Source organism: Embleya sp. NPDC050154 (genome assembly GCF_044460165.1).
In the GTDB taxonomy this organism is placed as follows: domain Bacteria; phylum Actinomycetota; class Actinomycetes; order Streptomycetales; family Streptomycetaceae; genus Embleya.
Genome location: NZ_JBITJP010000007.1, coordinates 201453 through 220027 on the forward strand (window position 1 = coordinate 201453; position 18575 = coordinate 220027).

The window sequence follows — 18575 nt, forward strand, 5'->3', positions numbered from 1 at the left end:
GGGCATGGGTGCCTCCTCGGGGGTGTCGACGACCGGTCGCCGAACGACGGGTGCACGGCGACCGGAACGCGCCGGCCGCCGTGCGCTGTGGTGACGATCCGTCAGGCAGGTTGCACCGCCTGGGCGTTGGTCGATTCGGTGGGCTGCCCGGCGGTGACCGGGGTGCCGCCGGTACGCCTGGGCAGACCGATCGCGACCACGATCGCGCCGATCGCGGCGACCGCCGCGGCCGCCAGGGCGCCGTTGTTCATCGCGGTGGTGAAGGCGTGGTCGGCGGCCGAGGTGAGCCGGCCGGCGGACTCGGGGGACAGGTGCCCGGCCACCCCGTACGCGCTGTGCAGGTCGTCTTCGGCGACCGCCGCGGGACCGATCAGGTGTTGGTCGGCCATCTCGCTCCGGTAGTGCGAGGACACCAGCGTGCCGACCACCGCGATGCCCAGCACGCCGCCGAGTTCGCGGACCACGCTGTTGAGCGCACCGGCCATCGCCGAGTAGCGCACCGGCACCGACGCGGTGATCTCCATGCTCGCGGGAGCCATCATCATCCCCATCCCCGCGCCCACCAGGGCCATTTCCCCGGCGAGTGCGGCGAACGGGGTGTCCGTCCCGGTGGTCAGGCCCATCACGGTCAGGCCGGCCGCGATCGCGGCGAGCCCGACGGTGAGCGTGGCCCGGATGCCCAGCCGGGTGGTGACCACCGGGGACAGCCCGGACATCGTGGCCATCGCGACGGCGAACGGCATCGCGCCGAGGCCGGCCTTGAGCGGGCTGTAGCCGTGCACGAGCTGGAAGTACTGGGAGAGCACGAACAGCGTGCCGAAGAGCGCGAAGAAGGTCACCGCGAGCGTCGCGGCGGCGAGTACGAAACCCCGGTTGGCGAACAGGCGGATCTGCACCATCGGTTCGTCGCGGCGCAGCTCCCAGGCCACGAACACCGCACCGAGCAGCACGAACGCGCCGAGCTCGGCGAGCGTGACCGGCGCGGTCCAGCCGCGCTCCGGCGCCTCGATGATCGCGTCGACCAGGACGCCCAGACCGATGACGGACAACACGGCGGCGGGCAGGTCGAGTCGGGCGGTGCCCTCGCGCGGGATGCTCGGCACGATCCGCGCGATGCCGATCATCGCGGCGAGCACGAGCGGGACGTTGATCCAGAACGCGCTGGACCAGGAGAAGTGGGTCAGCAGCGCGCCGCCGGTGACCGGGCCGATCAGCACGCCGACGCCGGCCGACGCCGACCAGACGGCGAACGCCTTGGCGCGTTCGACCGGCGGGAACAGCCGGATGATGATCGCCAGCGTCGCGGGCATCACGAACGCCGCGCCCAGTCCCATCACCGCCCGCCAGGCGATCAACTCGGCCGCGGTCGAGGACACCGCCGCGATCGCCGATCCGGCTCCGAAGAGCGCCAGCCCGCCGAGCAGGGCGCGTCGCGCACCGAAGCGGGCGCCCAGACTGCCCGCGAGCAGCAGCAGGGCGGCGAAGACCAGCGTGTAGGCGTCGGTGATCCACTGCAGATCCGCCGTCGACGCGTCCAGCCCCTCGGCCAGCGCGGGCAGCGCGGTGTTGAGCACCGAGTTGTCCAGTGTCACCGCCACCAGCGTCGAACAGAGCACGAGCAGCGCGGCCCACCGACGAGGGTGACCCGCGGGATCCGGCTCGTCGTTCGGAGCGGCGGCGGACCGGGTTTCTGTGCTGCTCACGAGGACCCCCATGGATTAACGCTTGTTAGCTTACGTCTGTAAACATAAGCTGTGACCATACGCATGTAAAGTCAAGAATCGGCAAAGCGTGCCCGGAGGCGAGTGGCACTCGGCACTCGATCGAGCGAATGGCCCTCGGTCGGGCGGGTGGTGCGCCCGGGTGGATGGCCCCGGTGGGCGGCATCCGGGCGGGTGGGTGCCCGGGTGGGTGGGTGCCGGAGTGGGTGGCTGCCCGGGTGGGTCGTTGCCTGGGTGGTTGGGTGCCCGGGTGAGTGGGGCTATGCCTCGGCGGGCCGGGCTACGCCTCCGTGAACGGCCCGTCCTCGACGAATCGGCGCAGTCCGCGGGCGAACATCCGCGCCTCGTCGGCGGGCCAGCTCGCGAGCGAGGACTCGATCCGGGCCGCGAGCCGCTCACGCAGTTCCTCGACGCAGGAGGCGCCCGCGTCGGTCAGTGCGAGCAGTACGGCCCGGCGGTCGTCCGGATCGGGCTCGCGGCGGACCAGGCCGGCCGCCTCCAGGCGCGACGCGCGACGGCTGACGCCGGATCGGTCGAGGCCGATCTCGCCGGCCAGGTCCGCCGCGCTGCGCGGCCCGGTTCGGGCCAGCCCGCTGAGCACGGGATACGTCACCTCGTCCACGGCCGGCCCCAGGCCCTCGGTCAGTCGCGCGTACAGGTTCGCGCGTGTGCCGCGCCGGAGCAGCAGACCCAGCGCGTCCGCGACCTCGTGTCCCACCACGTGTTCCATGACCTCAGATTAGCGTGCGCCGCGCACGCTTATGGGCTATCGTCAAAAGCGTGCGCCAAGCACGCATTTCCTTCGCGTGGATCGTCCTGCGTGGACCGCCCGGACCGGAGTTACCTCGCCATGACACAAACCGCAATCGTTCCCGCCCTCACCGACCTCCTCTTCCGCCCGGAGTTGGATCTCGACACCGCGGTCGACCGGCACTTCGCGCCGGACTACCGCCAGCGCACCGACGGCGTCTGGTCGGACCGGGCCGGCTTCGTCGAACACATCGCGCACCTGCGCTCGGTCGTGGCCGGCGGCCGGGTGCGCCTGCACGAGGAACTGTTCGACGGGTCGCGCTACGCCGATCGGCACACCGTCGAGGTGCGCAAGGCGGACGGCGCGACCGTGGTGATGGAGGTGTACGTGTTCGGCGAGTTCGCGCCGGACGGCCGATTCCTTCGGATCGAGGAGACCACGCTGATGCTCGCCGGATCGGAGGCCGATCAGGGTCTGGGGTCGGCTCGGTGATGCTTCTGTAGCGATCGCTAACAAATCTGGGGTACGGTGCTGCCCGAACGAGATTTGTAGCGATCGCTAAAGAAGCGATTCGCGGACGAAAGGCGCAACCATGCACACGCTCACCGCCAAGACCGCGCTCGTCACCGGCGCGAGCAGGGGGATCGGCCGCGCCATCGCCGAGCGGCTGGCCGCGGACGGGGCACTGGTCGCGGTGCACTACGGCCGGGACGAGGCCGCCGCGAAGGAGGTGGTCGCGGCGATCGGGGCGGCCGGCGGGCTGGCCTTCGCGGTGCACGCCGAACTCGGCGTACCGGGCGACGTGGACACGCTCTTGGGTGGACTGCGGGCCGGCTGGGCCGAGTTCGGCGTCGAAGGGCTGGACATCCTGGTGCACAACGCGGGGATCGGCTCGACCGGGCCGATCGAGGCGGAGACCGAGGCCGGCTACGACCGGGTGTTCGCGGTCAACACCCGGGCGCCGTTCTTCCTCACCCGCGAGGCGCTGCCGGTACTGCGCGACGGCGGCCGGATCGTCACCGTCACCTCCGGTGCGACCCGGATCGCCTTCCCCGAGGCGATCGCGTACGCGATGACCAAGGGCGCTCTGGACGCGTTCACGCTCGCTCTGGCCAAGCACTTGGGCCCGCGTGGGATCACGGTCAACAATGTCGCCCCCGGCATCGTCGACACCGACGTCAACGCGGGTTGGCTGCGCGGGAATCCGGCGGCCCAGGCGCAGGCCGCGGGCCGTGCGGCACTGGGCCGGGTCGGGCAACCCGCCGACATCGCCGACGCGGTCGCGTTCCTGGCCTCCGACGACGCCCGCTGGGTCACCGGCACCACGATCGACGCCACCGGCGGGTCGGACCTGTAGAGCGGGCGGGTGTTCCGTCCTCCGCCGGGATTTGGGTCGGCGGTGCCCACCCGACTGGGAGGGAGTGTCGCTCGGAAGTGGCGTGGGAGTGTAGCTCGGAAGTGCCGCTCGGGAGCGTTGCTCGGGACTGTCGCTCGGAAGTGGCGTGGGAACGTCGCTCGGAAGTGCCGCTCGCGAGCGTTGCTCGGGACTGTCGCTACAGCTCCCGCGTCACGTCCAGCGGCGCGCACGAGAGCGTGCCGTGCGCGTCGGGTGCGGCGATCCAACTGTCCGTGCTCACGAAGTCCCGCCCTCGCTGCCGCGCCTCACGGGCCGGTGTCGGGTCGTCCCAGGTCACCGCCAGCGGCTTGTGTTCGACGTCCCACTTGGCGCCGCCGAGCGCGCGGTCGTCCGAGGAGGTCGCCTCCACGTGGGTGAGCCGACCGGCGTCCGTACGCAACACCCCCGCGTGCCACAACGTCACGCCCGCCTCGGTGCGCACGATCGCCGGCGGCGTGCTCAGTGTCAGGCCGGTGCCGTCGTGCCGGTCCGAGTCGAAGCGCAGCACCAGGCGACGCGGGATGGTCGGCAGCACCACGTCCAGCACCAGATCGCCGTCCGGGACGGGACCGAACAGGCAGGAGGTGAACCGGATCGACCCGGCCGACAATGTCGTGGCCAGCGCCGAGTGGGCGAACCGGTCGCCCGAGCGGGTCACCGACACCCCGTACTGTCCGAACAGCGGCGGCGCCGGCGGGCGCGGGCCGGTGGGACGGGCCAAGGTCTCCATGCCGATGCTGGTGTACAGGCCGGCCGGCGTGCGCAGGATGCCGCTGTGGAAGACCCGTACCTCGTCGTGCTCGAGCAGGATCTCGGGCGGCCTGACCAGCTCGATGTCCACCGGGGCAGTGCTGTCGCTCATGCCGCCGACCCTATCGGCGGGCGGGGATCGGTACGGCGGCCCGACCGGCGCCGGGCGGGGGGCGGCAGGCGCCGGGCGGGGGGCGGCAGGCGTCGGGCCGGGGGCGGGAGGCGTCGGCGATGCGTTCGGGCTTCGCCCGATCGGCCCAATCGGGTTTACCGGGGCGTTGTTCGCATAGTGTGCGAGAACGCGGTGCCGGCCGGATCCCGCGTGACCTGCGGCAGGGTTGGCCGTGCGGCATTTCGGTCGGGTTCTACGGGATTCGAACCGCCATATCGTGGGGACACTTTCCGGTTACGGCTTCGCCTATACCGCCCCCGAACGCCCCGCGCGTCACCCGACAGGCGCATACTGGTGGGGATGACGACGTCAGCCGTGACCCGGCGCATTCTGCCCACCAGTCCCTTCAATGTCCCGGTCGCTCCCATCATCGAGGATTTCGAACTCGGTGCACGAGTGACGCACGATCAGTACGGACTCGGTCGGATCGTCGGTGTCGAAGAGGACATCGCGGTCACTGTCGATTTCGGGTCGCGTCAGGAGCGGATCTGCCGTCCCTACGCGAAGCTGAGCAATCTCTGAACATCCCGACTCCACGCGGTCGGTCCAGGGAGGCGCCTCCGGGTAACCGGGTCGGCGCCTCCTCTCGTTGGGGCGGCGGTGGCGGTGTGTGTTGGGCGGGTGCGCTGGGGTGCGTGCGCGTTGGGGCTCTGTGTGCGGGCGTTGTGCGGGCGTGTCCTTGGGCGTCGTGGGGCGTCGTGCCTTGGTGTGTTGCTTTCTTCATTTTGGGCGTAGCCCTCGAGAAAGACATCAGGTTGTCAGACAAGTTGTGCTAGCGTCCTCGTCATGAAGCTGCGCGTCCTCCTTCTCGGCCGCCGCGGCGGGGTCTGATCCGACCGGCACCCCGCCGCGGGGTTCGGTGCTGCCGGTCGATCTTTCGACCGCGAGGACGGTTCCGCACCATGACCGAACACAACTTCCCGACCCTGCGCACCCCCGCCGGCCCCATCCCCGAGGATCGGCCGCACTGGAACCGGCAGCGCCCGAGCGCGATGCCGCACCACCGCTACCGCCCGGCGCACGAACGGGTCCGGGTCGGGATCGACCCGACCGAGCGGACCTGGCCCACCCGGCGGATCGAACAGGCGCCGCTGTGGGTTCCGGTGGACCTGCGGGACGGCAATCAGGCACTGGCCGAGCCGATGGACCCGTCACGCAAGCGGCGGATGTTCGACCTGCTGGTGGCGATGGGCTTCAAGGAGATCGAGGTCGGCTACCCGTCGGCCAGCCGTGCCGACTACGACTTCGTCCGGCACCTGGCCGAGAGCGACGCGGTCCCGGACGACGTGACCATCGTGGTCTTCACCGCCGCCCGGACCGACCTGATCGAACGCACCCACCAATCCATCGAGGGACTCGCGCACGCCGTGGTGCACATGTACACCGCGACCGCGCCGACCTGGCGCGAGGTCGTCCTCGGACACGACCGGGCCGCGCTGCACGGCCTGATCCTGGCCGGCGCGAAGGACGTCGCGCGTGGCGCGGACGCCCGGCCGAATGCTGACATCCGGTTCGAGTTCTCGCCCGAGGTGTTCAACCTGACCGAGCCCGACTACGTCCTGGAGGTGTGCGACAGCGTCACCGAGCTGTGGGACGCGAGCCCGGACCGGCCGGTGATCCACAACCTGCCGGCCACGGTCGAGATCGCCACGCCGAACGTGTACGCCGACCAGATCGAGTACATGCACCGGCATCTGGCCCGCCGAGACGCGGTGATCCTGTCCGTGCACCCGCACAACGATCGCGGTACCGGCGTCGCCTGCGCCGAACTGGCGCTGCTGGCGGGCGCGCAGCGGATCGAGGGCTGCCTGTTCGGCAACGGCGAGCGGACCGGCAACGTGGACCTGGTCACGCTCGCGCTGAACCTGCACACGCAGGGGGTGGATCCGATGATCGACTTCTCCGACATCGACGAGATCCGACGCACCGTCGAGTACGCGAACCGGATCGACGTGCACGCCCGCCATCCCTACGGCGGCGACCTGGTGTACACCGCCTTCTCCGGCACCCACCAGGACGCGATCAAGAAGGGCTTCGCGCGGCACGCCCGGAAGGCCGAGGAGTTGGGCCTGTCCGCGGACCGCGCGCTGTGGGACGTGCCGTACCTGCCGATCGACCCGGCCGACGTGGGCCGCGACTACGAGGCGGTGATCCGGGTCAACAGCCAGTCCGGCAAGGGCGGCATCGCCTACCTGATGCAGAGCGCGCACGGCCTGGACCTGCCGCGACGGCTTCAGATCGAGTTCTCCCGGGTGGTCCAGGAGGCCACCGACGACAGCGGCGAGGAGATCACCTCGGTCGAGTTGGGCGAGCTGTTCCGGCGCGAGTACCTGGACCGGCGCTCGCCGGTGGACGTGAGCGGATGGCGGGCCGAGGAGGTTGAACCGGGACGGCACGTGTTCACCGGGACGCTCACCGATGCGGCGGGCGGGCGTTCGGTGGGCGGGTGTTCAGTGGGCGGGCGTTCGGCGGTTGGGCGTTCGGCGGTTGGGCGTTCGGTGGTTGGTGAGGGGAACGGACCGCTGTCGGCGCTGACGTCGGCGTTCGGCGCGGCCGGGATCCGGGTCGAGATCCTGGACTACATCGAGCACTCGATCGGCGCGGGTGGCGACCGGCAGGCGGCGTCGTACGTGGAGTGCAGGGTGGACGGGGTCACCCGCTGGGGCGTTGGGATCGACACCTCGATCCTGGCCGCCTCGGTGCACGCGACCGTGTCGGCGGTGAATCGGGCCCGGACGGCGGAGCGGGCTCGCGCAGGGGAGCGGGAGGGACGGATCGGGGTTTCGGCGGGTTAGGATTCGTCAGACAACCTGAGATGTGAGGGTGACACGATGACGTTCGGCCCCCTGCGCCGCAGCCCGCTGGTCGGCCAGGCGGCCGAACGGCTTCGTGATCGGATCGCCGCGGGGCACTGGCCGGTGGGCACCAAGCTGCCCGGCGAGGTGGCGCTCGGCAAGGAACTGGGCATCGGCCGCTCGACCGTGCGCGAGGCGATTCGCGCGCTGGCGGGAGCGGGTCTGGTCGAGTCCCGGCAGGGGTCCGGCGTCTTCGTGATCGCCACCAAACCGGTCGAGGACCTGACCACGCGGCTGCGGCGGGCCTCGGCGGCCGAGGTGTACGAGGTGCGCAACCTGATCGAGGTGCGGGCGGCGATGTTGGCCGCGGAGCGGCGTACCGACGAGGACCTCGCGGCGCTGGAGGCGGGGTTGGCCGCGCGGGCCGCCGCGCTCGGGGACGACGAGGCGTACATCGACGCGGACATCTCGTTCCACGCGAGCATCGTCGCGGCGGCGCACAACGACGTGCTGACCGACCTGTTCGCGGTGTTCCAGGTGACCATGCGGCCGGGGCTGCTGGACCTGCTCGCGGTGATGGACGAGAAGGGCCTGCGCACCGCCTCGGCGGACCCGGGCGCCGACGCGCACGCGGCAATGGTTGCGGCAATCCGATCCGGCGACGCCGCGGCGGCAGGCCGCGTCACCGAGGCGGAACTCGCGGTAAGCCTACGCATCCTGCGCGACTGAACCCACGCGGTGGCGGTGCTGCGCGGTGGCGTGTGCTGTGTTTTGGTGTGCCGCACGGCGGTGTGCCGCGTATTGGTGTGCCGCGCGGTGGTGTGCCGCACATGGAGCCGCGTCGCTCTCCGGCGGTGCCGGAGCCCCAGGGGGCGTCGAGCCCTGGCCGGCTCTGGCCGGCCCTGGCCCGGCTGCTCGGCGCGGGGCGGCTGCGTTGTGGGCGTGCCCCCGGTCGGCGTGCCGGGGTGCATGCCCGCTACGCGGTCACGGTCGGGCCGTCCGCTACGCGCCCGGGATGCACGTCCGCTACGCGTCCGGGATGCACGTCCGCTACGCGTCCGGACGGCTTGGTGTTCCGTCCCGGCGGGGGATTCGCGCTGGCCCGGCTCCGCCTCGGCTGGTCTCCGGCTTCGCTCCGATCCGGGCCCTGTGGGAGATGGCCCGTGAGAGGCGCGGGCCTGGCGGGCTGCTCGGCGCGGGGCGGCTGCGTTGTGGGCGTGCCCCCGGTCGGCGTGCCGGGGTGCATGCCCGCTACGCGGTCACGGTCGGGCCGTCCGCTACGCGTCCGGGATGCACGTCCGCTACGCGTCCGGACGGCTTGGTGTTCCGTCCCGGCGCGGGATTCGCGCTGGCCCGGCTTTGCCTCGGCTGGCTTCCGGCTTCGCTCCGATTCGGGCCCCGTCCGTCTGTCCGGGCTGCCCCGTCCCGGCGCGGCCCGGCTGCCCGGGCCCCGCCCGGCCTCGGCCCCCGTCCGGGCCCCGCCCGGGCCCGGCCCCGGCCCGGTCTTGGTTGGGAATAGGGGGCGGCGTATCTTGCTTTAGGGATGATTGAGAGTTCAACTACCTGAGAGAGTGGTCATCGTGCAGTTCGGGATCTTTACCGTCGGAGACGTCACCGTCGACCCCACTACCGGCCGGGAGCCCACCGAGCACGAGCGGATCAAGGCGATGGTGGCGATCGCGCTCAAGGCCGAGGAGGTCGGTCTGGACGTGTTCGCGACCGGGGAGCACCACAACCCGCCGTTCGTGCCCTCGTCGCCGACCACGCTGCTCGGCTATGTGGCCGCGCGTACCGAGCGGATCATCCTCTCCACCTCGACCACGTTGATCACCACGAACGACCCGGTGAAGATCGCCGAGGACTACGCGATGCTCCAGCACCTGGCCGACGGCCGGGTGGACCTGATGATGGGTCGGGGCAACACCGGACCGGTGTACCCGTGGTTCGGTCAGGACATCCGCCAGGGCATCCCGCTGGCGATCGAGAACTACGCGCTCCTGCACGAGCTGTGGCGCAACGACGTGGTCGACTGGGAGGGCCGCTTCCGTACGCCGCTCCAGGGCTTCACCTCGACACCGCGACCGCTGGACGGCGTGCCGCCGTTCGTGTGGCACGGCTCGATCCGCAGCCCCGAGATCGCCGAGCAGGCCGCCTACTACGGCGACGGGTTCTTCGCCAACAACATCTTCTGGCCCCGGGACCACTTCGTCCGCCTGATCAACCTCTACCGCGACCGCTTCGAGCACTACGGGCACGGCACCCGCGAGCAGGCCATCGTCGGCGTCGGCGGGCAGGTGTTCATGCGCAGGAACTCGCAGGACGCGATACGCGAATTCCGCCCCTACTTCGACAACGCGCCGGTGTACGGCCACGGTCCGTCGCTGGAGGAGTTCACCGATCAGACGCCGCTGACCGTGGGGAGCCCGCAGGAGGTCATCGACAAGACGCTGACCTTCCGCGACTCGTTCGGCGACTACCAGCGCCAGCTGTTCCTGATGGACCATGCCGGCCTGCCGCTGAAGACCGTGCTGGAGCAGCTCGACCTGCTCGGCGAAGAGGTGATCCCGGTGCTGCGCAAGGAGTTCGCGGCCCGGCGCGGGACGGACGTGCCGGCCGGCCCGACGCACGCGGCGCTGGTCGCCCGACGGGACGCGGCGGCGAACGAGGCAGCGCCGGTCGACGGGGTCGCACCGGCCAACGAGGTCGCACCGGTGCTGTGACCGGCCGAACACCCCTGTACCGCCGGAGAGACCGGAGAGAAAGGAAGAAGCACACCATGCCGCCCAAGCCGCAACCGCTCAAGCTCGTGGTCGTCTCGGCCGGACTGGGCAAGCCCTCGTCCACCCGCCTGCTCGGTGATCGCCTCGCCGAGGCCACGCGTCGGCAATCGGCCGATCGGGGCGTCGAGGCGGACGTCCGGGTGGTCGAACTGCGCGACGTCGCGGTGGACATCGCGCACAACCTGGTCACCGGCTTCCCGCCGCCGGGTCTGCGCGCCGCGATCGAGACGGTCACCGGAGCGGACGCCCTGATCGCGGTCACGCCGATCTTCACCGCGTCCTACAGCGGGCTGTTCAAGTCCTTCTTCGACGTACTGGACCACACCGCGCTGACCGGGAAACCGGTGCTGATCGCGGCGACCGGCGGTACCGCACGGCACTCGCTGGCCCTGGAGCACGCGCTGCGCCCGATGTTCGCCTACCTGCGGGCCACGGTCGTGCCGACCTCGGTGTACGCGGCGACCGACGACTGGGGCGCGGCGGCCGGTGCCGGCGACGACCTGTCCGTCCGAATCGCCCGCGCCGGCGGCGAACTCGCCGACCTCGCGGCGGGGTTGTCCAGGCGCGAAGCCGGTGGCGGCGGCGAGGGCGACTCGATCGACGAAGTGGTGCCGTTCGCCGAGCAGTTGGCGGCGCTGCGCCGAGGATGAGCGCACCGGCCCGGGCGACGTGGCGCCGCCGTCCCGGGCCCGGGTGGTCAGCCGTCCTTCGCGATCTCCAGGCGGGCCTGGAGCTTGCGCATGCCGGCCAGCCAGCGGTCCGGGTCGGCGGCCCGGCCCGCGTACATCCGGGCCACCTCGGGGTGCGGCAGGATCAGGAAGGGGGCGCCGGTGACGACCGCCTCGGCGACCACGTCGGCGACCTCAGCCGGCTCGATCGCGCCGTCGTCCAGGATCAGCCGGGCGGCCTCCCCGGTCGCGCCGAGCAGCGCCGTGCGCACGCCCAGCGGGCAGACCGCCTGGACCGTGATGCCCTTGGCGCCGTAGGTGATCGCCATCCACTCGGCGAACGCGTAGGCGGCGTGCTTGGTGACGGAGTATGCCGACGCGTCCAGCATGGTCAGTAGGCCGGCGGCGGAGACCGTGGTGACCAGGTGGCCCCGGCCCCGGGCCAGCCAGGCCGGGGTGAGCAGCCGCGCGGCGCGTACGTGCGCCATCACGTTGACGTCCCACGAGCGGTCCCAGGCCGCTTCCGAGGCGTCCAGGCCCATCCCCTCGCCGATGCCGGCGTTGGCGCAGTAGACGTCGATCTCGCCGCCGAGGGCCTTGCGGGCACCGGCGATCAGCGCCGCGACGCCCTCCTCGCCGGCCGCGTCGCCGGGCAGCGCGATGCCGTCGATCTCGGCGGCGACCGCGTGGCACGCGTCCGCGTCCAGGTCGTTGACCACCACGCGGGCGCCGTCGGCGGCGAAGCGGCGGGCCAGAGCCGCGCCGATCCCGGCACCGGAACCGGTGATCACCACCCCGGCGCCGGCGATCGCGGTCATCCGACACCGCCGGACAGGCTCACGCCGCCGTCGACCAGCAGCGTCTGGCCGGTGATCCAGCTCGCCTGCTCGGACAGCAGGAACGCCACGGCGCCGGCCACGTCCTCGGGCACGCCGAGCCGGCCCATCGGGTAGGCCGCCGCGACCTCTTCCTCGCGGCCCTCGTACAGCGCGGTCGCGAAGACCGTCTTGACCACCGCGGGCGCCACCGCGTTCACCCGCACCCGCGGGCCGAGTTCGCTCGCGAGTTGGGCGGTCAGGTGGGTCAGCGCGGCCTTGCTGACGCCGTAGAAGCCGATCCCGTGCGCGGGCCGCGCGCCGGCGAGCGAGGAGACGTTGACGATCGCGCCGCCGTGCTCGCCCAGCCACGCCTTGTGCACGCGCTGCGTCCATGCGAGCGCGGCGAGCAGGTTGACCTCCAGGATCTTGCGCCCGGCGTCCAGGTCGAGCTCCACCAGTGGGCCGTACACCGGGTTGATGCCGGCGTTGTTGACCAGCATGTCGATCCGGCCGAACGCCTCCAGGGTCGCGGCCACCGCCGCGTCCTGGTGGACCGGGTCGTGCGCCTTGCCCGCGACGCCGATCGCGTGCTCGGGACCGCCGAGCGAGGCGACCACCTCGGCCAGCGTGTCCGCGCCACGCGCGGTCACGCAGACCCGGTCGCCGCGCGCGACCAGGGCCTGGGCGATGCCCAGGCCGATGCCTCGGCTCGCGCCGGTGACGATGGCTACGGGACGGGACGAGTCGCTCACTGGGCGGCTGCCTCTCGGTAGGACTTGAGCTCGCGGTGGGCGAGCGAACGACGGTGTACCTCGTCCGGCCCGTCGGCCAGACGCAGCGTGCGCGCGTGCGTCCAGAGCGACGCGAGCACGAAGTCCTGGGACAGGCCGCCCGCGCCGTGCGCCTGGATGGCCTTGTCCAGGATCCACTCGACGGTGAGCGGTGTGGCGATCTTGATCGACTGGATCTCGCGGTGCGCGCCGCGGTTGCCGACGGTGTCCATCAGCCACGCGGTCTTGAGCACGAGCAGGCGCAACTGCTCGATCCGCACCCTGGATTCGGCGATCCACTCCTGGATCACGCCCTGGTCGGCGAGCGGCCCGCCGAACGCCTCGCGGGCGATAACCCGGCGACACATCAGTTCCAGGCCGCGCTCGGCCATCCCGATCAGCCGCATGCAGTGGTGGATCCGGCCGGGGCCGAGCCGGGCCTGCGCGATGGCGAAGCCGTCGCCGGCGTTGCCGACCAGGTTCGCGGCGGGCACCCGTACGTTGTCGAAGACCACCTCGGCATGGCCGCCGTGCGGACCGTCGGTGTAGCCGAAGACGTGCATCCCGCGCCGGATGTGCACACCCGGGGTGTCGCGCGGCACCAGGATCATGCTCTGCCGGCGGTGGCGCGGCGCGTCCGGGTCGGTCTTGCCCATCACGACCAGGATCTCGCAGGTGGGCGCCATCGCCCCGGAGGACCACCACTTGCGGCCGTCGATCACGTACTCGTCGCCGTCGCGGACGATGCTCGTGGTGATGTTGGTGGCGTCGGAGGAGGCGACGTCGGGCTCGGTCATACAGAACGCCGAGCGGATGGTGCCCTCCAGCAGCGGCTTCAGCCATCGCTCCTGCTGCTCTGGCGTGCCGAAGTCGTGCAGCAGTTCCATGTTGCCGGTGTCGGGCGCGGCGCAGTTGAGCGCCTCGGGGCCCAGGTGCGGGCTGCGGCCGGCGATCTCGGCCAGCGGCGCGTACTGGAGGTTGGTCAGGCCCGCGCCCTCGGCGCCCGGCAGAAACAGGTTCCATAGGCCGCGCTTGCGGGCCTCGACCTTGAGCTCCTCGATCACCGGCGGCCGACCCCACGGATCGGCGCCCGGATCGGCCACCTGATCGGTGAACACGGCTTCGGCGGGGTACACGTGCTCGGTCATGAACGCGAGCAGTCGCTCCCGCAGTTCCTCGGTCCGTGTGTCGTAGCTGAAGTCCACCGGCGCCTTCCTCTCCCTGGTCGCAGACGGCGCGGACGTTCCGTGGCCGTAGGGTGCGCGAGACGTGCCGTGCGCGAATTACGGTACCGACCGGTCGGTATCTTGGCTAGGGTGGCGTCGAACGCTCCCCCGAAAGGTTGGACATCATGGCGGCTAGAGGTCGCGGAAACGCGGCACCGGTTCTGTCCGAGGCCGAAGAGACACCCTTGCCCCAGCGGCTGCTCCGGATCGCCTCGCGGATGTTCGCCGAGCGCGGCTTCGAGAGCACCTCGGTCCAGGAGATCGTGGCCGCCGCCGGGGTCACCAAGGGGGCGATGTACCACTACTACGCGTCGAAGGACGACCTGCTGGTGGAGATCTACCACCGCATGCTCGCGATGCAGACCGAGCGGCTGAACACCATCGCGGACGGCCCGGAGCCGGTCGTGGACCGGCTGCGCGAGGCGGCGGCGGACGTGGTGGTCACCACGCTGGGCAACATCGACGACGCGGTGGTCTACTTCCGCTCGATGCACCTGCTCGCGCCGGACAAGCGCAACGAGATCCGGGCCGAGCGGCGGCGCTACCACGAGCGCTTCCGCTCGCTGATCGAGCAGGGCCAGCGCGAGGGCCTGCTGCGCGCGGACGTGTCGGCCGACATCGCCACGCACAACTTCTTCGGCGGCGTGCACCACCTGAACAGCTGGTACCAGCTCGACGGGCCGATGTCGCCGCGCGAGGTCGGCGACGTGTTCGCGGACCTGCTGCTGCACGGGCTGGCGCCGACGGCGCAGACGCGGTAGCAGGCGGTCGCGACGGCGGAATTCGCTCGCGTGGGGTGGGGTGTCGCGTCGAGAATCGACCATGCTCACTGATCATTGGCCGGTCTTCGGCCTACGGTTGACCACGCCTCGGCTGGAACTGCGGGCGGCGAGCCAGGAGGACCTGGTGGCGCTGGTCGAACTCGCCGAACTCGGCGTGCACGCACCCGACTTCATGCCGTTCAGTACGCCGTGGACGCGCGCGCCGCATCCGGCTCGGGCCCGGGAGGCCCTCAAGTTCTACTGGGGCTCGTGGGCGAACTGGCGGCCGGAGGAGTGGAAGCTGCTGCTCGCCGTCGTGCACGAGGGTCGGGTGATCGGCCTCCAGGAGTGCAGCGCCACGGACTTCGCCCGCCGGCGCGAGATCGGCTCGGGCTCCTGGCTGGGCCTGGCCCACCAGGGCCACGGGTTCGGTACGGAGATGAGGGCCGCGATGCTGGAGTTGGCCTTTGCCGGCCTCGGCGCCCAGTGGGCGATCTCCTCGGCGCTCCTGGACAACGCACCCTCGCTGGCGGTCTCCCGACGTCTCGGCTACGCCGACGACGGCATCGAGATCCTCCCCGCCGACGAAAACGGCCCCCCGCGCCCGGCCCGCCGCCTACGCCTGACCCGAGACGCCTGGCGGGAACACCGCACGATCGAGACCGAGATCGAGGGCTTGGACGCGTGCCGCGAAATGTTCGGCCGCCCCACGTAAACGGTGCCGGAGGCATAGGGGTCGGCCGGGTTGGGTCAGCTTCGGAGGGCGTTGGTCAGTGCTGTCCAGGATGCCGCGTCGATTGTCAGATGCCCGATGCTCGGGTCCTTCGAGTCGCGTATCGGGACGAGGCCCGGGAGATCATCGCGGACCTCGACGCAGTCGCCTTGATCTCCGTTGCTGTACGTGCTCTTGCGCCACAAGCTGACGTCTGCGTTCTGGATTCCTTGCATGATTGCAATTCCTTGATGGTCGCCCGGATCATCGCTGCCGACTCTTTCGGGGAAAGGGCAGAGGCGCGCGTAGCCGATCGTATGACGTGAGCCGGTGGTCGCTTCCCGCGATTGCCGGCCGGCCGGCGGGCGTACCGTGGGGTCAGCGCCTACCTTGCCGGGAGCCTGACCATGCAAGACAGCATCGGGGATCGCATCGCGCGGCTGCGCCTGCGGAGGGACCACACTCAGGAGTCGCTCGCCGCCGCTGCGGGGGTTTCCGTCGATGTCGTCCGCAAGCTGGAACAGAACCAGCGACTCACGGCCCGGCTCTCCACGCTCAACGCACTCGCGAGCGCGCTCGACGTGGAAACGTCGATCCTGATCGGGCAGCCGACCACGTTCGAGGGCGCGGCGCATCGGGATCCGCTACCGAGCCTGTTGGCGCTCCGGCGGGCCGTGACTCCGGTCTCCGAGTTGATCGAAGACGAAATGGCGGTCGCCGACGGGGAATCGCCGTCCGTGCTTGATCTCCGGGCGTCGCTGAGGTCGACGGAGGTGATCCGGCGTGAAGGGAAGTTGTCGGAGATCGCCGCCGTCTTGCCGCGACTCATCGCGGATGCGCGCTCTGCGACGCGCGAACACTCCGGAGCCGATCGTGCCGCCTCGTTCGCCATCCTGGCGGAGGCGTATCAGGTCGCGGCCACGACTCTGGCCGCGTTCGGCAAGGAGGACGCGGCGTACACGGCGATGGAGCGGGCCAGGAGCGCAGCCGGGCACTCCGATGATGCCCGGCTCGAAGTCATTGGCATGTCGACGCTGTCCTGGATCTTCAGCAAGCAGGGGCGGATAGACGACGCGCAACGGGTGGCCGAGGCAACCGCGGAGAAGATCGAGCCGTCGTGGACGAAGACACCGCCGATCGACGTCGCCCTGTGGGGCATCCTGCTCCTACGCGCCGCCTCGGCCGCCGTCCGCGCGGAGCGCAAGGACACCGCCGCCGAACTCCTGCGTCTCGCCAATGCCGCCGCCGCCCGGATCGGCGCCGACCGCATCGACTATGCCACCCCGTTCGGACCCACCAACGCGGGTGTCGCCACGGTCAACGCCTTCGTCGAAATGGACCGCCCCGAAAAGGCGTTGGCCGAAGCCCGTCGCATCACCGACCTGAACAGCCTCCCGCCCACGTGGCAGGCGCGCTACTACGTCGACCGCGCCCTGGCCCACATCGACCTCGCCAACGACGACCGGGCAACCCGCGCCATCCTCAAGGCCGAACACACCGCCCCCGAGTGGATGCGCTACCACGCCACATCCCGCCGAGTCGTCACGGACCTGGTCTCGCGCGAGCGCCGCAGATCGACCCCACTCCTCGCCCTCGCCGACCGCTTGCGGATTGCCTAGAGGCGGGGCCGGCAGGGGTCGAGTCAGTTCCGGAGGGCGTCGGTCAGTGCAGTCCATGGCGTTGCGCCGATGAGGAGTTGACCTATGGCTGGGGCCTTCGAGTCACGTACCGGGACGACGCCCGGGAGATCATTGCGGACCTCGACGCAGTTGCCCCCATCCGAGTTGCTGTAGGAGCTCTTACGCCACGTTGCGGCGGTTGCGTCCCGCGTCCCTTGCATGCTTCCAACTCCTCGATGACCGCCCGGATCATCTCGGCCGACTCCCTGGGGGAGAGGGCGTAGGCGCGTAGACAATCGTATGCCGTTTGATGGTCTGCGACAGTAGCGGAATCCTCACGCAACTGGCCGGTGTGGCTACCTTCGAGGTATGCGACGGGCTCACTGTCGGGCAGGGTCAGCAACGTCAGCGATCCGCCCAATTGCGGGTGGGCTCCGGAGTTGAACGGTAGGACTTGGATCGTGCCGTACCGCGTGTCCATCCGAGGCAAGAGCACTTCGAGTTGCGTGCGCATGACGGCTGGGCCACCGATCACGCGGCTGATGGCCGCCTGGTCAAGGATTGCGCCGTAGCGCGGCGGGTGTTCCCGAGTAAAGATGCTTTGCCGATTGACGCGTGCGGCAACTTTTCGTTCGATCTCGGGGTCCGGCCACCTGGGCACAAACCTGCTGAACTGCGCGCGGGCGTAGGCAGGGATCTGCAACAACCCAGGCACGGTGAGCGCCGAGTACTCCAGGATCGCCTCTGCCTTCGCCGCCAGCGCCATGAACCCGCGATAACGGTCCGGGAATTGGTCGTGCTCCACCATCTGGTAAAGCCGTACGAAGAACCCGTCCGTCTCGAAGGCAATATCCAGTTTTTCCGGCATGTCCGGTGGGATGGTGCTCTCGCCGGTCTCGTATCGAGACATCGCCGCCTTGCTGTAGCCCAGGATCGTCGCGCACGCCGTCAGTGACATGCCCACGCTCTTGCGCTTGACCCGAATCTCCCGCCCGAACATCTGCCGTGGCGAGCCTTGGGGTTCGAGGTCTTTCTCTTGGTATCGCACGGGCGTTCCCCCTTCCGTTCCACCGCAAATCGGTAACGATGCCGAGATGCACAGGCTAGCTCTCCCACCTCATGATGGGGACGCAGAGCGACAGACCGTGTACGGAAGGGAGAGGCAATCCCTTGCTCAAAACGTCGCAGGCCGAAGGGTGGGGCTGCGACGGGCGTAGGGAGTGGGGCTCAACTTTGGCGAGTCGCCCCACTCCCTGCGTGCCCCTCACAGAAAGGACACGTACCCACGATGGCATATCAATTCGGGTGGACTCAACGTGCTTCGGTGCCGGTTCCGGCGGAGGATCGCGACTGGCAGGACGAGCGGTTGAGGGTGCTGATTCGGGAGTGGGTCGGCGGGGCGGACGCCGATACCGCTGCGTTCACCCCACTCCGGGAGCCGCGACTACGTTTGCGTTCGCGGTTGTTGCTGTGGATTCGCGCGCCGCGCTCGGGTGGGTGGAACGTGCGATGACCACGCGGCAGCGGGTTTCGGGGAGCACGCAGGAGGATCTCGACCGGGGGCTCGCCTTCTTCGAGCGCTATCGGCACGCGTGGTGTCGTGACGCCTATTCGGGTCGCGAGGGTGTGCTTATGG

The 18575-nt window shown here is 70.5% G+C and carries 18 protein-coding genes and 1 pseudogene; 10 read left to right on the forward strand and 9 right to left on the reverse strand.

Annotated elements, in window-relative coordinates:
• Positions 1 to 101: 101 nt before the first annotated feature.
• Together ACIBSV_RS17345 and ACIBSV_RS17350 are read right to left on the reverse strand one after the other, a co-directional pair.
• Positions 102 to 1703, reverse strand: coding sequence for an MFS transporter (locus tag ACIBSV_RS17345; RefSeq protein WP_395863767.1), 1602 nt, complete (start codon positions 1701 to 1703; stop codon positions 102 to 104).
• A gap of 298 nt (positions 1704 to 2001) precedes the next feature.
• Positions 2002 to 2451, reverse strand: coding sequence for a MarR family winged helix-turn-helix transcriptional regulator (locus ACIBSV_RS17350; RefSeq protein ID WP_395863769.1), 450 nt, complete (start codon positions 2449 to 2451; stop codon positions 2002 to 2004).
• Positions 2452 to 2571: 120 nt separating this feature from the next.
• On the opposite strand from ACIBSV_RS17350, the gene ACIBSV_RS17355 reads away from it, so the two are divergent.
• Positions 2572 to 2964 carry a nuclear transport factor 2 family protein gene (locus ACIBSV_RS17355; RefSeq protein ID WP_395863771.1) on the forward strand — a complete coding sequence of 131 codons (393 nt, stop codon included), beginning with the start codon at positions 2572 to 2574 and terminating at the stop codon, positions 2962 to 2964.
• 100 nt (positions 2965 to 3064) lie between these two features.
• On the forward strand, positions 3065 to 3829 hold the full coding sequence (locus ACIBSV_RS17360) for an SDR family NAD(P)-dependent oxidoreductase (protein WP_395863773.1): 765 nt from the start codon (positions 3065 to 3067) through the stop codon (positions 3827 to 3829).
• A 196-nt stretch (positions 3830 to 4025) separates the two neighbouring features.
• On the opposite strand, the gene ACIBSV_RS17365 is transcribed toward ACIBSV_RS17360, so the two are convergent.
• The gene (locus ACIBSV_RS17365) at positions 4026 to 4730 is read right to left on the reverse strand and encodes a hypothetical protein (protein ID WP_395863775.1); all 705 of its coding nucleotides are present in this window, start codon (positions 4728 to 4730) and stop codon (positions 4026 to 4028) included.
• Between the two features lie 360 nt (positions 4731 to 5090).
• Between ACIBSV_RS17365 and ACIBSV_RS17370 the strand changes: the two genes are divergently transcribed.
• From ACIBSV_RS17370 to ACIBSV_RS17390, 5 genes are all read left to right on the forward strand, one after another.
• Positions 5091 to 5312, forward strand: a complete 222-nt coding sequence (locus ACIBSV_RS17370) for a hypothetical protein (protein ID WP_026218929.1) — start codon at positions 5091 to 5093, stop codon at positions 5310 to 5312.
• 380 nt (positions 5313 to 5692) lie between these two features.
• Positions 5693 to 7585: a 2-isopropylmalate synthase gene (leuA, locus tag ACIBSV_RS17375; RefSeq protein ID WP_395863777.1), complete on the forward strand. Its 1893-nt coding sequence runs from the start codon at positions 5693 to 5695 to the stop codon at positions 7583 to 7585.
• Between the two features lie 36 nt (positions 7586 to 7621).
• Entirely contained in the window at positions 7622 to 8314 is a 693-nt protein-coding gene (locus ACIBSV_RS17380; protein WP_395863779.1) for a FadR/GntR family transcriptional regulator, read from the forward strand.
• Between the two features lie 851 nt (positions 8315 to 9165).
• Complete coding sequence (locus ACIBSV_RS17385; protein WP_395863781.1) at positions 9166 to 10305, forward strand: LLM class flavin-dependent oxidoreductase; 1140 nt, start codon at positions 9166 to 9168, stop codon at positions 10303 to 10305.
• 56 nt (positions 10306 to 10361) lie between these two features.
• Complete coding sequence (locus ACIBSV_RS17390) at positions 10362 to 11015, forward strand: FMN reductase (RefSeq protein ID WP_395863783.1); 654 nt, start codon at positions 10362 to 10364, stop codon at positions 11013 to 11015.
• 47 nt (positions 11016 to 11062) lie between these two features.
• Here ACIBSV_RS17390 and ACIBSV_RS17395 read toward each other — a convergent pair whose 3' ends face one another.
• Genes ACIBSV_RS17395 through ACIBSV_RS17405 form a run of 3 tightly spaced genes read right to left on the reverse strand, consistent with a single transcriptional unit; the run spans position 11063 to position 13826 of the window.
• Positions 11063 to 11851: an SDR family oxidoreductase gene (locus tag ACIBSV_RS17395; protein WP_395863785.1), complete on the reverse strand. Its 789-nt coding sequence runs from the start codon at positions 11849 to 11851 to the stop codon at positions 11063 to 11065.
• Positions 11848 to 12603 (reverse strand): SDR family oxidoreductase, encoded by a 756-nt coding sequence (locus ACIBSV_RS17400; RefSeq protein WP_395863787.1) that lies wholly within the window; start codon positions 12601 to 12603, stop codon positions 11848 to 11850. Before ACIBSV_RS17400 ends, ACIBSV_RS17395 begins: the two co-directional genes overlap by 4 nt.
• Complete coding sequence (locus tag ACIBSV_RS17405) at positions 12600 to 13826, reverse strand: acyl-CoA dehydrogenase family protein (RefSeq protein ID WP_395863789.1); 1227 nt, start codon at positions 13824 to 13826, stop codon at positions 12600 to 12602. Before ACIBSV_RS17405 ends, ACIBSV_RS17400 begins: the two co-directional genes overlap by 4 nt.
• 146 nt (positions 13827 to 13972) lie before the next feature.
• On the opposite strand from ACIBSV_RS17405, the gene ACIBSV_RS17410 reads away from it, so the two are divergent.
• Together ACIBSV_RS17410 and ACIBSV_RS17415 are read left to right on the forward strand one after the other, a co-directional pair.
• Complete coding sequence (locus ACIBSV_RS17410) at positions 13973 to 14608, forward strand: TetR/AcrR family transcriptional regulator (protein WP_395863791.1); 636 nt, start codon at positions 13973 to 13975, stop codon at positions 14606 to 14608.
• Positions 14609 to 14669: 61 nt separating this feature from the next.
• The gene (locus ACIBSV_RS17415; protein ID WP_395863793.1) at positions 14670 to 15323 is read left to right on the forward strand and encodes a GNAT family N-acetyltransferase; all 654 of its coding nucleotides are present in this window, start codon (positions 14670 to 14672) and stop codon (positions 15321 to 15323) included.
• A 35-nt stretch (positions 15324 to 15358) separates the two neighbouring features.
• Here the strand turns inward: ACIBSV_RS17415 and ACIBSV_RS17420 are convergent, their stop codons facing one another.
• Positions 15359 to 15556: a DUF397 domain-containing protein gene (locus tag ACIBSV_RS17420; protein WP_395863795.1), complete on the reverse strand. Its 198-nt coding sequence runs from the start codon at positions 15554 to 15556 to the stop codon at positions 15359 to 15361.
• Between the two features lie 171 nt (positions 15557 to 15727).
• Between ACIBSV_RS17420 and ACIBSV_RS17425 the strand changes: the two genes are divergently transcribed.
• Positions 15728 to 16939, forward strand: a complete 1212-nt coding sequence (locus ACIBSV_RS17425; protein ID WP_395863797.1) for a helix-turn-helix domain-containing protein — start codon at positions 15728 to 15730, stop codon at positions 16937 to 16939.
• Between the two features lie 23 nt (positions 16940 to 16962).
• Here the strand turns inward: ACIBSV_RS17425 and ACIBSV_RS17430 are convergent, their stop codons facing one another.
• Both ACIBSV_RS17430 and ACIBSV_RS17435 read right to left on the reverse strand, forming a co-directional pair.
• Positions 16963 to 17160 (reverse strand): DUF397 domain-containing protein, encoded by a 198-nt coding sequence (locus tag ACIBSV_RS17430; protein WP_395863799.1) that lies wholly within the window; start codon positions 17158 to 17160, stop codon positions 16963 to 16965.
• A 35-nt stretch (positions 17161 to 17195) separates the two neighbouring features.
• Positions 17196 to 17939 (reverse strand): annotated as a pseudogene (locus tag ACIBSV_RS17435) (helix-turn-helix domain-containing protein); the annotation flags it as partial.
• Positions 17940 to 18575: the final 636 nt, after the last annotated feature.